The organism is Microbacterium sp. A8/3-1, from assembly GCF_040267695.1.
Taxonomy (GTDB): Bacteria; Actinomycetota; Actinomycetes; order Actinomycetales; family Microbacteriaceae; genus Microbacterium; species Microbacterium luteolum.
The window spans coordinates 1,887,453-1,899,443 of sequence record NZ_CP158357.1; the positions used below are offsets into that span (position 1 = coordinate 1,887,453).

The 11,991-nt window shown below is 68.4% G+C and carries 18 protein-coding genes; 6 read left to right on the plus strand and 12 right to left on the minus strand.

Annotated elements, in window-relative coordinates:
- Positions 1-5: 5 nt before the first annotated feature.
- The 8 genes from ABS642_RS09300 to ABS642_RS09335 form a co-directional block, all read right to left on the minus strand.
- The gene (locus ABS642_RS09300; RefSeq protein WP_350353096.1) at positions 6-308 is read right to left on the minus strand and encodes a Dabb family protein; all 303 of its coding nucleotides are present in this window, start codon (positions 306-308) and stop codon (positions 6-8) included.
- Positions 305-601 carry a glutaredoxin family protein gene (locus ABS642_RS09305; RefSeq protein WP_350353097.1) on the minus strand — a complete coding sequence of 99 codons (297 nt, stop codon included), beginning with the start codon at positions 599-601 and terminating at the stop codon, positions 305-307. Before ABS642_RS09305 ends, ABS642_RS09300 begins: the two co-directional genes overlap by 4 nt.
- On the minus strand, positions 598-900 hold the full coding sequence (locus ABS642_RS09310; protein ID WP_282214378.1) for a rhodanese-like domain-containing protein: 303 nt from the start codon (positions 898-900) through the stop codon (positions 598-600). Before ABS642_RS09310 ends, ABS642_RS09305 begins: the two co-directional genes overlap by 4 nt.
- A 78-nt stretch (positions 901-978) precedes the next feature.
- Positions 979-1,077: an AURKAIP1/COX24 domain-containing protein gene (locus ABS642_RS09315; RefSeq protein WP_003792170.1), complete on the minus strand. Its 99-nt coding sequence runs from the start codon at positions 1,075-1,077 to the stop codon at positions 979-981.
- A gap of 115 nt (positions 1,078-1,192) precedes the next feature.
- A complete protein-coding gene (locus ABS642_RS09320) occupies positions 1,193-1,678 on the minus strand; it encodes a hypothetical protein (protein WP_282214379.1) in 486 nt (161 codons plus the stop codon).
- Positions 1,679-1,697: 19 nt separating this feature from the next.
- Positions 1,698-1,889, minus strand: a complete 192-nt coding sequence (locus ABS642_RS09325) for a helix-turn-helix domain-containing protein (protein ID WP_046013605.1) — start codon at positions 1,887-1,889, stop codon at positions 1,698-1,700.
- A 75-nt stretch (positions 1,890-1,964) separates the two neighbouring features.
- Positions 1,965-2,897, minus strand: coding sequence for a cyclase family protein (locus ABS642_RS09330; protein WP_350353098.1), 933 nt, complete (start codon positions 2,895-2,897; stop codon positions 1,965-1,967).
- Between the two features lie 39 nt (positions 2,898-2,936).
- Entirely contained in the window at positions 2,937-3,869 is a 933-nt protein-coding gene (locus ABS642_RS09335) for a TetR/AcrR family transcriptional regulator (protein WP_350353099.1), read from the minus strand.
- Between the two features lie 102 nt (positions 3,870-3,971).
- On the opposite strand from ABS642_RS09335, the gene ABS642_RS09340 reads away from it, so the two are divergent.
- Together ABS642_RS09340 and ABS642_RS09345 are read left to right on the plus strand one after the other, a co-directional pair.
- Positions 3,972-4,859 (plus strand): ATP-binding cassette domain-containing protein, encoded by an 888-nt coding sequence (locus ABS642_RS09340; RefSeq protein WP_350353100.1) that lies wholly within the window; start codon positions 3,972-3,974, stop codon positions 4,857-4,859.
- Positions 4,856-5,683: an ABC transporter permease gene (locus ABS642_RS09345; RefSeq protein ID WP_350353101.1), complete on the plus strand. Its 828-nt coding sequence runs from the start codon at positions 4,856-4,858 to the stop codon at positions 5,681-5,683. The genes ABS642_RS09340 and ABS642_RS09345 overlap by 4 nt, the downstream gene beginning before the upstream one ends.
- Positions 5,684-5,899: 216 nt before the next feature.
- Here the strand turns inward: ABS642_RS09345 and ABS642_RS09350 are convergent, their stop codons facing one another.
- Positions 5,900-6,316: a metalloregulator ArsR/SmtB family transcription factor gene (locus ABS642_RS09350; RefSeq protein WP_282214384.1), complete on the minus strand. Its 417-nt coding sequence runs from the start codon at positions 6,314-6,316 to the stop codon at positions 5,900-5,902.
- Between the two features lie 103 nt (positions 6,317-6,419).
- On the opposite strand from ABS642_RS09350, the gene ABS642_RS09355 reads away from it, so the two are divergent.
- Both ABS642_RS09355 and ABS642_RS09360 read left to right on the plus strand, forming a co-directional pair.
- Entirely contained in the window at positions 6,420-7,850 is a 1,431-nt protein-coding gene (locus ABS642_RS09355; protein WP_350353102.1) for a potassium transporter TrkG, read from the plus strand.
- The gene (locus tag ABS642_RS09360) at positions 7,843-8,514 is read left to right on the plus strand and encodes a TrkA family potassium uptake protein (RefSeq protein WP_116634434.1); all 672 of its coding nucleotides are present in this window, start codon (positions 7,843-7,845) and stop codon (positions 8,512-8,514) included. Before ABS642_RS09355 ends, ABS642_RS09360 begins: the two co-directional genes overlap by 8 nt.
- Positions 8,515-8,637: 123 nt before the next feature.
- Here the strand turns inward: ABS642_RS09360 and ABS642_RS09365 are convergent, their stop codons facing one another.
- Both ABS642_RS09365 and proC read right to left on the minus strand, forming a co-directional pair.
- The gene (locus tag ABS642_RS09365) at positions 8,638-8,925 is read right to left on the minus strand and encodes a DUF1905 domain-containing protein (RefSeq protein ID WP_350353103.1); all 288 of its coding nucleotides are present in this window, start codon (positions 8,923-8,925) and stop codon (positions 8,638-8,640) included.
- 3 nt (positions 8,926-8,928) lie between these two features.
- The gene (proC, locus tag ABS642_RS09370) at positions 8,929-9,768 is read right to left on the minus strand and encodes a pyrroline-5-carboxylate reductase (RefSeq protein ID WP_350353104.1); all 840 of its coding nucleotides are present in this window, start codon (positions 9,766-9,768) and stop codon (positions 8,929-8,931) included.
- Positions 9,769-9,827: 59 nt separating this feature from the next.
- Between proC and ABS642_RS09375 the strand changes: the two genes are divergently transcribed.
- Complete coding sequence (locus tag ABS642_RS09375; protein ID WP_282214388.1) at positions 9,828-10,799, plus strand: cation diffusion facilitator family transporter; 972 nt, start codon at positions 9,828-9,830, stop codon at positions 10,797-10,799.
- On the opposite strand, the gene tadA is transcribed toward ABS642_RS09375, so the two are convergent.
- Positions 10,800-11,255 (minus strand): tRNA adenosine(34) deaminase TadA, encoded by a 456-nt coding sequence (tadA, locus tag ABS642_RS09380; protein ID WP_350353105.1) that lies wholly within the window; start codon positions 11,253-11,255, stop codon positions 10,800-10,802.
- Between the two features lie 81 nt (positions 11,256-11,336).
- Here tadA and upp point away from each other — a divergent pair, with 81 nt between their 5' ends.
- Entirely contained in the window at positions 11,337-11,969 is a 633-nt protein-coding gene (gene upp / locus ABS642_RS09385; RefSeq protein ID WP_350353106.1) for a uracil phosphoribosyltransferase, read from the plus strand.
- The last annotated feature ends 22 nt before the right edge of the window (positions 11,970-11,991 follow it).

Here is an 11,991-nt window from a genome sequence, read left to right on the forward strand (position 1 = left end):
GCCGATCAGACCTCGAAGTCGACGGCGACGCGCGACGAGACGACCGAGCGCACGTAGGCGACGACCTCCTCGTGCGCGGGGTGCACCTGATACGCCTCGAGCGCGTCGATCGAGGCGAAGTCGGCGACCAGGGTCACATCCCAGTTCGCGTCGGGGTACGCCATGTTGGCACCGGCGGAGATCGACAGCAGCTGCGGCACCACGCCGTCGAGGGCGTTGAGGCGACGGGCGACCTCGGCCGCCTGCGCGCTGCGCTCGGCGGCATCCTCGGCCGCGAGCTTCCAGGTCACCACATGGCGGACGGTCATCTCGACTCCTTCTGATCGCTGAGCGCGACGGCGCGGACGGACTCCTCGAGCGCGAGGCGCAGCCGGTCGGGCGACACCCGCCAGTGCGCGTGGTGTTCTCCGTCGATGAGCACCACCGGGATCTTCTCCCACCACAGCTCGTACAGGGCCGGGTCGTCCGCGATGGAGACCTCGGCGATCTCGATCTGCTCCGCCGCGGCATCCGGCAGCTCGGCGACGACGGCGTCGATCACCTCGGAGGCGACATCGCAGAGGTGGCAGTCGGGCTTGCCGATCAGGGTCAGCGTGGTCACGCCGACGGCACCTCGACCTCGCGGCCCTGGGCGATCCACTCCCCGGTGCCGCCCTCGACGTTCGTCACGTCGTAGCCGCGCGCCTCGAGCGCCTCGACGACGCGAGCCGAACGACCGCCCATCTGGCAGATCACGTCGAAGGCCTCGCCGGGCAGCTCTTCCAGGCGGTTGCCGATCTCGGACATCGGGATGTTGACCGCACCGGGCACGTGGCCCGCCGCGAACTCGTCCTTCTCGCGCACGTCGACGAGCGGCGTGGTGGAGCGCTCGGCGAGCTCGGTGACGGTGATCGACTTCATGACGTCCTCTCGACGGTGCAGACATGCGGGCAGAGACACAAAGCGCCCGTCCGAAGACAGGCGCTCGTGTCTGGCCGCTTACTTCTTGTTGCGGCGCTGGTGGCGAGTCTTACGAAGCAGCTTGCGGTGCTTCTTCTTCGCCATGCGCTTGCGGCGCTTCTTGATGACAGAACCCACGGAAACCTCACTAAGTCAGCGGCTGGGCGTCGCGCAAAATCGGACGCCCGGGTAACGGGCACGAAAAAATGCCTCGGATCAGTCTAGCAAACCCGAGCGGGCTCTCTGTGCGGTCTCAGTCCGGGACCTCGTCCGAGACCAGGAACCGCCACACCAGAGCGTGTCCGAGAGCGACCAGCGCGATGAGGAGCAGCGCCTCGACCTGGATACCGGTGAGGCCGAGAGGTGTCACGAGCTGAGGCGCGACGCCGATGACGGCGATCGCCGCGTACACGACCACGGACCCGATCTGCGTCCAGCGGATCGCCGCGGAAGTGCCGTCGCGACCGGCCTGCGCGACCAGGCGGACCATGGATGCCCCGCCGACGACGGCGACGACCACGAACGACATGCGCCACAGCAGGGGGTTCTCGGTGCCCCCGACCTGCGCGAACAGGCCCATCAGGGCCGGGAGCAGGAAGGAGAGATAGACGCCGCCGATCGTGCGCCGCATCGCGGGGTCGGCTGTCCAGTCGCGTCGGGCACGGACGACATTCCACCAGAGCCCCGTGAGTGTGAAGCACGTGGTGGAGAAGAGGGCGTAGAACGTGCTGACATCCACGGCATCCTCTCCTCAGTCGTCAGCCGACGTCGGCGATGGGCCGCTGCAGCGCGTCTGCGACGGCGGACTCGGGCACGCGGTAGCTGCGGCCGAAGCGGATGGCTGGCAGCTCGCCCGCGTGGACGAGCCGATACACGGTCATCTTCGACACGCGCATGAGCTCGGCGACCTCGGCCACTGTGAGGAACCGGACGTCAGGTACTTCGGGCATCCCACGTACCCCTTTCTCGATGTGCACACTCTATGGGGTGGGTGGGACACCTGTAAACCCATGTGGCTCGTGTGATCAGTGAGGTGCGGCGACCGTCGCGAACGCGCGGACGGGAAATGTGCCGAAGCCGCGCACCGCGGGAGGTGCCGCGGTGAACCGGGCACCCCGCGGCGGCACCGCGTCGAGCCCGGTCAGATGCTCGACGACGTGAACCCCGGCGGCGAGCAGGATGCTGTGCGCCGGCCTCTCCCCTCCGCTCTCGGTGTCGTCGATGTTGAGCGCATCGATGCCGACGAGCCGCACACCCGCGTCGACCAGGAAACGGGCCCCGTCCTCGGTGAGGAACGGCGAGCCCACGCCGTACGCCGGCGTCCCGAAGTGCCGGTCCCAGCCGGTGTCGAGCAGCACGGCGGCGCCGCGGAGGTCGCGATCCGCGAGAGTGATCGCCGCGATGCCGCGCCGCTCGACGGTCCAGGCATCCCGCAGATGGAAGACCTCGGCCGGCAGATCGACGAGGGTGTCGAGGTCGAGCGATGCCAGGTCACCGCCGTCCGCGTAGCGGTGGAACGGCGAGTCGATATAGGTGCCGGTGTTCCCGATCATGGTGATGATGTCCATCGCGAACTCGGTGCCCGGCGCGTACCTGGCTCGCGAGTCCTCGCGCGTGAGATGCGACGTGATGGTGGGCGCCGGAAGGCCGGGGTAGGTGACCAGCCCCGCCTCGATCGGGTGGCTGAGATCGATGACGCGCGTCGCGGCGGGGGCGTCGACGTCGCCCTGTGCGTCGACACCGCGACTGCCGCGATGCGTCTCGGCGACGATCAGGAGGTCGCGGATCGTGACCTCGCTGACGAGCGCCAGGCCCAGGTGCGCCACGAGAAGCGCGCCCACCTGATCCGACGTCATCTCCTCGCGCGGCACGTCGAGACGGAAACCCTCACCCTGCATGCCGCCGCCGTTGGCGAAGGCGATCGTGAAGTCGAAATGCGCTCTGAAGTCGGTCGTCATTCCCCCATCTTGCAGGCGACTCGCCGCCCGAGGCGCGTGTCAGCCGATCTTCTTCGCCTTCGCGAGTCGCTCTCCGGCCTCGCGCAGGGTCTGTCGCTCGATCTTGCGCGCCGTGCGCAGCATCTTCTCGGCTTCGCGGACCGCCTTCTGCGCCTCACGGAGCCGGCGGTCGCCGGCGAGTTCGGCTGGGTCCAGGGCGACCCACTCCCCCGCGGGATCACGCGGTTCGCCGCGATCGAGCGTCGAGATGTAGGCGGCGACACCGTCGAGCATCCGTTCCACGCCGAACCGGAAGGGGTCGGCCGGGGAGAGGAACACGTCCTCCTCGATCGCGCGGCGAAGAGCCGGGAACTCGTCGGCGGTGATCACGCGGTCGTAGAGCGTCGCCTCGCGCACGGCGACCTCTTCGGGGGTGAGCCCGGAGCCGCGGGACTGCGCGGTGTAGCCGGCTTGGACGATCCCGCACCACCGCGCGTCGCCGGTCACCGCCAGCGCGACGGCGATCCGCTCATCGGCGCTGAGAGGCGTGCTCTCGAGCGCGGCGAGCGATGCGTCCAGCCACGCGGAGCTGTTCGGTGTGATCGGCGACCCCGTGATCGGTACCGAAAGCATCCACGGATGCCGGAGATACAGGAGCACCTGCTCCTCGTAGAGGGCGAGCAGCCGATCCCGCCAGCCGTCGGCTTCGAGGTGGCTCTCCGGCGGCAGCCCGGTCGCCTGCTCCTGCATCAGCAGCAGCAGGTCGTCCTTCGCACTCACGTAGCGGTAGAGCGACATCGGCGTGAAGCCGAGCTTGGCGGCGACGGCGGCCATCGAGACGGCGCCGATGCCCTCGGCGTCCGCCAGCTCCACGGCCGCATCGACGATCTTCTCGACGCTCATCTCGCGCTTGGGCCCCCGCTGCGGATCGGCGGCCACGCCCCAGGCGAGCGCGATCCCCCGCGGCAGCTCCGGCGGCTCGGTCTCAGTCATGCGCTCATCCTACTTCTGTTTATTTGATAAACAGTGTGTTACGGTCATACACAGTTGTTTCGGACGTACACAGTTTTTCCCATACACAGAAAGGACCGAACGATGAACACAGCCATCGCAGTGCAGGGTCTCCGCAAGGCCTTCCGGGGCAGGGTCGTCGTCGACGACCTGGACTTCACCGTCGCGCGCGGAGAGGTCTTCGCCCTGCTCGGGCCGAACGGCGCCGGCAAGACCACGACGATCAACATCCTCACCACGCTCACCGCCGCCGACGCCGGCAAGGCCGAGGTGGCCGGATGGGACGTGCGCACGCAGAGCGCCGAGGTCCAGCGCAGGATCAGTCTCACCGGCCAGTCCGCCGCGATCGACGACGCTCTGACCGCCACCGAGAACGTCGTCATGTTCGCCCGCTTGTCGGGTCTCGGCCGCGCGGCGTCGAAGCGACGCGCTGCCGACCTCATCGCCCAGTTCGACCTGACGGATGCCGCGGCAAGGATCGTGCGGACGTTCTCGGGCGGCATGCGTCGCCGGCTCGACCTCGCGCTCAGCTTCGTCGTGACACCCGAGGTTCTGTTCCTCGATGAGCCGACCACCGGCCTCGACACGCGCAGCCGGCGCGACCTCTGGGACATCATCCGCCAGCTCGCGAGCGCCGGCACGACGGTCTTCCTCACCACGCAGTATCTGGAGGAGGCCGATCAGCTCGCGGACCGGATCGCCGTGCTCCATGACGGGAGGATCGCCGCCCTCGGCACTCCGGCGGAGCTGAAGTCCCGCATCGGCGGCGACACCGTGGAGCTGCACGACTCCCGCGGCGAACTCCGTCGCGAGATCCCCACCGACGGATCGATCCCCGACCTCCGTCGTGCCCTCGACCTGCTCGACGAGGAAGGCGCGGACGGCATCGTCACTCTGCGTCGTCCGACACTCGACGACGTGTTCCTCGCCGTCACCTCACCCGCTGCTCGCACCTCGAAGGAGCTCGCATGAACATCGCCATCGCCGCGCCCCGCGCCACGGCATCCGTCCCCCCGCTCCCCGCGCCGCGGCCTCGCCTGCGCGGACTCACGGCCGAGGCCGTGTTCGTCGGCCGCAGCCTGCGTCACTCCCTGCGCGACGGCGAATCGCTGCTGATGGCGATCATGCTCCCGATCATGCTCATGCTCATGTTCACGTGGGTGTTCGGCGGAGCCATCGATCCCTCCGGCGCCTACGTCGACTACGTGGTCCCGGGGATCATCCTCACCTGCGCCGGCTTCGGCGCGTCGTCGACGGCCGTGTATGTCGCGAACGACATGCGCACCGGGATCATCGACCGCTTCCGCACGATGCCGCTGCGCGCCGGAGCCGTGCTGACCGGACACGTGGTCGCCAGCGTCCTGCGCAACCTCATCGCGACGGCGATCGTGATCGGCGTCGGCATCCTCGTCGGCTTCCGGCCGAGCGCGACGCTGCTGGAGTGGATCGCCCTGACAGGTCTGATCGCGCTCTACATCCTGGCGATCACGTACCTGTTCGCCGCGATCGGTCTCGCCGCGGGCAGCCCCGAGGGGGCCAACGGCTACGGCTTCGTGCTGCTGTTCCTGCCGTACCTCTCCAGCGCCTTCGTCCCGGTGGCCAGCATGCCAGCGTGGTTGCAGCCCGTCGCCGCCAACCAGCCGATCACGCCCATCGTCGAGACCATCCGCGGACTGCTGACCGACGCGCCGCTGCACGACGAGCCGTGGTGGGCGATCGGCTGGTGCCTGCTCATCCTTCTTGTCGCGGTGATGTGGGGCGCATGGCTCTTCCGTCGCAAGGCCGCCCGCCGATGACACCGGGAACCGCGGAGGACGGACGGAGTCCCAGCTGAGGCATAGCTGTTGCGGGCCTTCCACCCAGCCAGACCTGCGATGGTGACGGCAGGACTTGTGCCGGCACCGCCGAGTCCACGCGGGCTGGGGCCCGCGGATCGCCCCTGATGACATGCCCCCCTGTCATCAGGGGCGAGTCATGTCCGGAGCGGAATGCGACCGCCCGAGCGGATGCCGTCAGGCGCCGAAGCGCTTGAGCGCAGACGTCACGACATGCTTGGCGGATGCCGCGGCACGGCCGACCACCTCGGCCGCGTGGGCGGCGCTGTCGGTCAGCGGGATGACGGGGTAGTCGATGTCAGGCGCATCGTCGCCGTACGCGTCGACGAGGAAAGGCACCAGCCAGTCGTCGACGACCTCGAGCGGCTCGACGGAGAGGCTGTAGAAGCGGCGCTGCCCGTCTTCGCGCACCGATACCAGCTCGGCGTCACGCAGGACCTTGAGGTGCTTCGACACCGTGGGCTGACTGATGCCGAGGTCGGCGACGATGTGACTCACGCTCGTGCCCGACTCGCCTTCGGCCGTGCGTCGCAGCAGGAGCTGGAGGATGTCGCGCCTCGTACCGTCTGCGATCACGTCGAAGATGTCCGTCATGAGATCAGGGTAGTCGTCCCCGGCACGGAGTACCATGACGAAGGCTCGGCGAAAGGCGCCGTGTGACCGCACAGCGGGCAGGCGCAGGACGAAGGGGGACGCGATGTCGGGCATCGCTTCGGCGTCGTCTCCTCGTGAGCGCCTGGAAGGCGTCGCCGACTGGGTCAAGCACATCGTCACCTCGTCGCCGTCGCGCTTCGCGATCGTCGTCTTCGCTCTGCTCATCCTGGTGTTCACCGTGCTGCTGTCCCTGCCGATCGCCTCGGCGAGCGGCACGGTCACCCCGTTGAGTGACGCTCTCTTCATCGCCGTGTCCACCATCTGCGTCACGGGTCTCGCGACTGTCGACATGGCGAACTACTGGTCGCCCTTCGGCCACGTCGTCATCTTCGTCGGTGTCAACATCGGTGCGCTCGGGGTACTGACGCTCGCCTCGCTCATGGGCATGCTCATCTCCCGGCGACTCGGACTGCGGGCCAAGCTGATGGCCGCCGGAGACACCAACCCTCTGCGCGCGCACGGCGGAGTCGTGAACGAGAGCCAGACCGTGCGCCTCGGCGAGGTCGGCCAGCTGCTCACCACGGTCGCCGTGTCCGCCCTGATCATCGAAGCCTCCCTCGCTGCACTCCTCTACCCCGCGCTCGTGATGGCGAAGGTCGATCCCATCGCCGCCCTGTGGGAGGCGCCGTACTTCGCGGCGATGGCCTTCACCAACACGGGCTTCGCGCCGAACGACGGCGGTGTCGCGGTCTTCGCCGACGACTACCTCGTTCTCTTCCTGCTCATGGTGGGCGTGTTCCTGGGCAGCATCGGCTTCCCGGTCATCTACACGCTGGCCAAACACGTCTGGCACGTGAAGAAATGGTCTCTGCACACGAAGCTCACCCTCGTGACGACCGTGCTGCTGTTCGTGCTCGGCGCCGCCGTGTTCCTCATCCTCGAGTACGCCAACCCGAAGACCTTCGGGTCGATGGATGCCGCCGACACGACGTTCCAGGCCTTCTTCCTGTCGGCGATGACCCGTTCCGGCGGGTTCAACGTCATCGAGATGGACGACCTGAACGGGTCTTCGCTCCTGGCCGCCAGCATGCTCATGTTCGTCGGCGGCGGTTCGGCATCGACCGCCGGCGGCATCAAGGTCACGACGCTGGCCGTGCTGGCGATCGCCGTGTGGTCGGAGGCGAAGGGACGCCAGTCCGTCGAGGTCTTCGGCCGTCGCATCCCCAGCGATGTGCAGCGCGTCGCGCTCAGCGTCGTCGCGTGGGGAGCCACGATCGTGGCCCTGTCGACCATCATCATCGCGCAGATCACGAAGGCCGACATCAGTCACGTGCTCTTCGACGTGATCTCGGCGTTCGGCACCGTCGGGCTGTCGACCGGTCTCACGGCGGAGCTTCCCGATTCGGCGTCCTACGTGATGGCAGCGACCATCTTCATGGGGCGCGTTGGTACAGTGACTCTCGCCGCGGCAGTCGCCGCGACGTCGCGATCGCAGTATTACTCGCTGCCCGTGGAAAGGCCGATCGTTGGTTGAAGTCCTCCGGGGCGACGCTCCCGTCCTCGTCATCGGTCTCGGTCGATTCGGCGCCGCGTGCGCTGGCGAGCTCGACCGGCTCGACCGCGAGGTGCTCGCGATCGACGACAACCTCGAGCTCGTGCAGAAGTGGTCGGACCGCGTCACGCACACCGTGCAGGCCGACGCGAAGAACATCGACGCGCTGCGCCAGATCGGCGCCGGCGATTTCCAGGTCGCAGTGGTCGCCGTGGGCTCGTCGATCGAGGCATCCGTCCTCATCACCGCTAACCTCGTAGACCTCAAGGTGCCGCAGATCTGGGCCAAGGCCGTGTCGCAGTCGCACGGCAAGATCCTCGCCCGCGTCGGCGCGAACCACGTCATCTACCCCGAGCGCGAGGCCGGCGAGCGCGTCGCGCACCTCGTGAGCGGGCGGATGCTCGACTTCATCCGCTTCGACGACGACTTCGTGCTGGCCAAGATGTACCCGCCGAAGTTCATCCGCGGCGTCGGACTCAACGAATCCGGCGTGCGCTCGAAGTACAAGGTGACCGTCGTCGGAGTGAAGAGCCCCGGCAAGCCGTTCCGCTATGCGGAGGCGAACACGATCGTCACCAACCACGACCTCATCATCGTGTCGGGAACCAACAGCGACATCGAGCGCTTCGCCGCCCTCGACCGCTGACCCGGCGTCCGGTCGCGCACACCGGGCCCCGCGGCACCTCGTCGATTCAGGCAATCATGGGGAATCAGGCCGATTCCCCACGAAACGGCCTGATTCCGCGCGTTCGCCTGATTCCGCCGGCCATCAGGCGTCGATGTCGAGGGCGACCTCGACGACGTCGTCCACGGTCACGCCCTCACGGTCCTGCAGCGCCTTCTTGATCGGCACGATGTAACCGCCGTCCTTCGGCCAGAGCGCCGTCGTCACGGTGGTGGCGCCGATCGTGACGGTCGCGGGGATCATCCCCCAGCCGTAGGTCACGACCGAGGCGATCTCGTGGATCATCTCGCTCTCGGCGGGCGGCACGGTCACGAAGTGGAACGGCGCGGGGCCGCGCCAGTACCAGATCTCCCCGGCGATCAGCAGCCGCATCGCTCAGGCTCCTGCCGCGAGCTCCTTGGAGCGGGCCAGAGCTGCTGCGGCCGCATCCGAGAATGTGCGGTCGAGCTGGGCGTCCTGCAGCACGGCGATCGCGCGCTCGGTCGTGCCCTTCGGGCTCGTGACGCGGCGGCGCAGCTCGGCAGGATCCTCTCCTGACGCCTCGAGCAGCGCTGTCGCGCCGATGAACGTCTGCTCCGCCATCAGACGGGCATTCGCGTCGCTGAAGCCGAGCCCGACGGCCGCCTTGGTGAACTCCTCGATCAGGAGGTACACGTACGCCGGGCCGGAACCCGAGATCGTCCCGAGCGCGTCGATCTGCGACTCGGGCACCTCGACGACCGCGCCGACGGTCTCGAAGAGGCGTCGGACCAGCGCCAGGTCTTCGGCCGTCGCGGATGCTCCGGCAGCGAGTCCCGCCACGCCCCTGCGGACCGTGGACGGCGTGTTCGGCATGGAGCGGATTACGCGGGCATCGTCGCCGAGGACGTCGGCGAAGGTCTGGAGCGTCACGCCCGCCGCAACGCTCACGACGATCGCATCGTCGGCGAGGTGCGGGGCGATCTCGCGGAGCAGATCGGGCACCATCGCCGGCTTGACCCCGACCAGCACGATGCGCGCTCCGGCGACGGCATCCGCGTTGCCCTCCGGCTGCTCGGAGAGCGCGATGCTGGTGACGCCGTCGACGTCGTCGAAGGCTGCGGCCTTCTCGGGAGTGCGGTTGGTCGCGGTGATCCCGCCGTCGATGCGGATGCCGGAGGCGACGACACCCCGGAGGATCGCGCCCCCCATCGAACCGGCACCGAGGAACGCGAGAGAGGGAAGCGATTCAGCCATGTCGTCATCCTACGGCGGGCGCTCCGGAATCCATCGGGGAGCAGTTCTAGACTCGTGGCATGAGTGCATCCGGAGGCAGCAAGGCCATCGTCGCGGCGTTCCTGGCGAACCTGGGCATCGCCCTCGCGAAGTTCGTCGCCTGGGCGCTCTCGGGTTCCGCGTCGATGCTCGCCGAGGCCATCCACTCGGTCGCCGACTCCGGCAACCAGCTGCTCCTGATGCTCGGCGGACGCAAGGCGCGGCGCGAGGCCGACCGCTCCCACCCGTTCGGCTACGGCCGCGAGCGCTACGTCTACGCGTTCGTGGTCTCGATCATCCTCTTCTCCGTCGGCGGCCTCTTCGCGATCTACGAAGGCGTCGACAAGCTCACGCACCCGCACGAACTCGACAAGACGTGGTGGTGGCTGCCCCTCGTCGTCCTCGTCATCGCGATCGGACTCGAGTCGTTCTCGCTGCGCACGGCCGTCCGCGAGAGCAACCTCGTTCGTGAGAAGGGGCAGTCGTGGGTCTCGTTCGTGCGCCGCTCCAAAGCGCCGGAGCTCCCCGTCGTGCTCCTGGAAGATGTCGGCGCGCTGACAGGTCTCACGTTCGCGCTGCTCGGCGTCGGTCTCACGCTGATCACCGGGAACCCGGTCTTCGATGCGCTCGGCACGGTCATGATCGGCGTGCTCCTCGTGCTCATCGCGATCGTGCTCGGTGTCGAGACCAAGAGCCTGCTCGTCGGCGAGGGTGCAACGCAGGCCGACTACGACCGGATCGTCGACGCGATCAACGCCGGCGACGAGATCGAGAAGATCATCCACATGAAGACCCTCTACCTCGGTCCGGACGAGCTGATGGTCGCCGCGAAGATCGCGCTCAGCGCCGACAAGCCGCTGCGCGAGGCCGCCGACGACATCGACGCGATCGAGGCCCGCATCCGCGAAGCCGTGCCGGTCGCACGGGTCGTCTACATCGAGCCCGACGTGTACCGCCCCGCGATCGACCCGCAGCCCTCGACCGACGTGTTCGTGCTCAAGTCCTCGGACTAGTCAGCGCCGCGGCTCGAAGAAGTCGCGGAGCAGCGCAGTGGAGGCCTCCGCCTCGACGCCGCCGATGACCTCCGCCCGGTACGGCAGGCGGCGGTCGCGCAGCACGTCGTACAGGGAGCCTGCGGCACCGGCCTTGTCGTCCCACGCCCCGAACACGACGCGACTGATCCGCGCCTGCAGGATCGCGCCGGCGCACATGATGCACGGCTCCAGCGTCACGACGAGCGTGTGCCCCTGGAGATTCCAGGAGCCGGCGGATGCCGCAGCACGGCGCAGCGCTTCAACCTCGGCGTGGCCGGTGGGGTCGTGCGTCTCCTCGCGGTTGTTGCGCCCCTCGGCGATGATGCGGCCCTCGGCATCGACGACGACGGCGCCCACCGGGATCTCCGAGGCGGCGGCCGCCTCTGCGGCGAGCACGAGCGCGCGTCGCATCGCGAGGTCGTCGGCGGCGGTCATGGGTCGAGCCTACGACAGCCGTCTCCGGCATCCGGCGGTACCGATGTCGTGCGGAGCCGCGCCGCGCATTAGCCTGTACCCATGCGTGTTCACGTCGCCGACCACCCCCTCATCACCCACAAGCTCTCGGTGCTGCGCGACCAGCGCACCTCGTCGCCGGTCTTCCGGCAGCTCACCGAAGAGCTCGTGACGCTGCTCGCGTACGAGGCGACGCGCAACGTCAAGGTCAGCCCGATCGAGATCACCACGCCGGTGACGACGACGACGGGCGTGAAGATCTCGGAGCCGCGCCCGATCGTGGTGCCGATCCTTCGTGCCGGCCTGGGCATGCTCGAGGGCCTGGTCAAGCTTCTTCCGACCGCCGAGGTCGGCTTCCTCGGCATGGTCCGCGACGAGGAGACCTTCGAGCCGACGACCTACGCCGAACGTCTCCCCGACGATCTGAGCGACCGGCAGTGCTTCGCCATCGACCCGATGCTCGCGACGGGCGGCTCGCTCGCGGCGGCGATCCAGTTCCTTTTCAACCGCGGCGCGAAGGACGTCACCGCGATCTGCCTGCTCGGCACCCCGGAGGGCGTGGCCGCGATCGAAGCCATGGCCGGTGATCGCGATGTCACGCTCGTGCTCGGCGCGCTCGACGAGCGTCTCAACGAGAAGGGGTACATCGTGCCCGGACTCGGCGACGCGGGCGACCGGCTCTACGGCACGGTCTGAGTTCTCGAGCTCGCTCCCTCGC

Excerpts from the sequence above, each read along its gene's own strand:
- ABS642_RS09300 (WP_350353096.1), bottom strand. The coding sequence starts at position 308 with ATGACCGTCCGCCATGTGGTGACCTGGAAGCTCGCGGCCGAGGATGCC.
- ABS642_RS09310 (WP_282214378.1), bottom strand. The coding sequence starts at position 900 with ATGAAGTCGATCACCGTCACCGAGCTCGCCGAGCGCTCCACCACGCCG.
- ABS642_RS09325 (WP_046013605.1), bottom strand. The coding sequence starts at position 1,889 with ATGCCCGAAGTACCTGACGTCCGGTTCCTCACAGTGGCCGAGGTCGCC.
- ABS642_RS09330 (WP_350353098.1), bottom strand. The coding sequence starts at position 2,897 with ATGACGACCGACTTCAGAGCGCATTTCGACTTCACGATCGCCTTCGCC.
- ABS642_RS09335 (WP_350353099.1), bottom strand. The coding sequence starts at position 3,869 with ATGACTGAGACCGAGCCGCCGGAGCTGCCGCGGGGGATCGCGCTCGCC.
- ABS642_RS09340 (WP_350353100.1), top strand. The coding sequence starts at position 3,972 with ATGAACACAGCCATCGCAGTGCAGGGTCTCCGCAAGGCCTTCCGGGGC.
- ABS642_RS09345 (WP_350353101.1), top strand. The coding sequence starts at position 4,856 with ATGAACATCGCCATCGCCGCGCCCCGCGCCACGGCATCCGTCCCCCCG.
- ABS642_RS09350 (WP_282214384.1), bottom strand. The coding sequence starts at position 6,316 with ATGACGGACATCTTCGACGTGATCGCAGACGGTACGAGGCGCGACATC.
- ABS642_RS09355 (WP_350353102.1), top strand. The coding sequence starts at position 6,420 with ATGTCGGGCATCGCTTCGGCGTCGTCTCCTCGTGAGCGCCTGGAAGGC.
- ABS642_RS09365 (WP_350353103.1), bottom strand. The coding sequence starts at position 8,925 with ATGCGGCTGCTGATCGCCGGGGAGATCTGGTACTGGCGCGGCCCCGCG.
- proC (WP_350353104.1), bottom strand. The coding sequence starts at position 9,768 with ATGGCTGAATCGCTTCCCTCTCTCGCGTTCCTCGGTGCCGGTTCGATG.
- ABS642_RS09375 (WP_282214388.1), top strand. The coding sequence starts at position 9,828 with ATGAGTGCATCCGGAGGCAGCAAGGCCATCGTCGCGGCGTTCCTGGCG.
- tadA (WP_350353105.1), bottom strand. The coding sequence starts at position 11,255 with ATGACCGCCGCCGACGACCTCGCGATGCGACGCGCGCTCGTGCTCGCC.
- upp (WP_350353106.1), top strand. The coding sequence starts at position 11,337 with ATGCGTGTTCACGTCGCCGACCACCCCCTCATCACCCACAAGCTCTCG.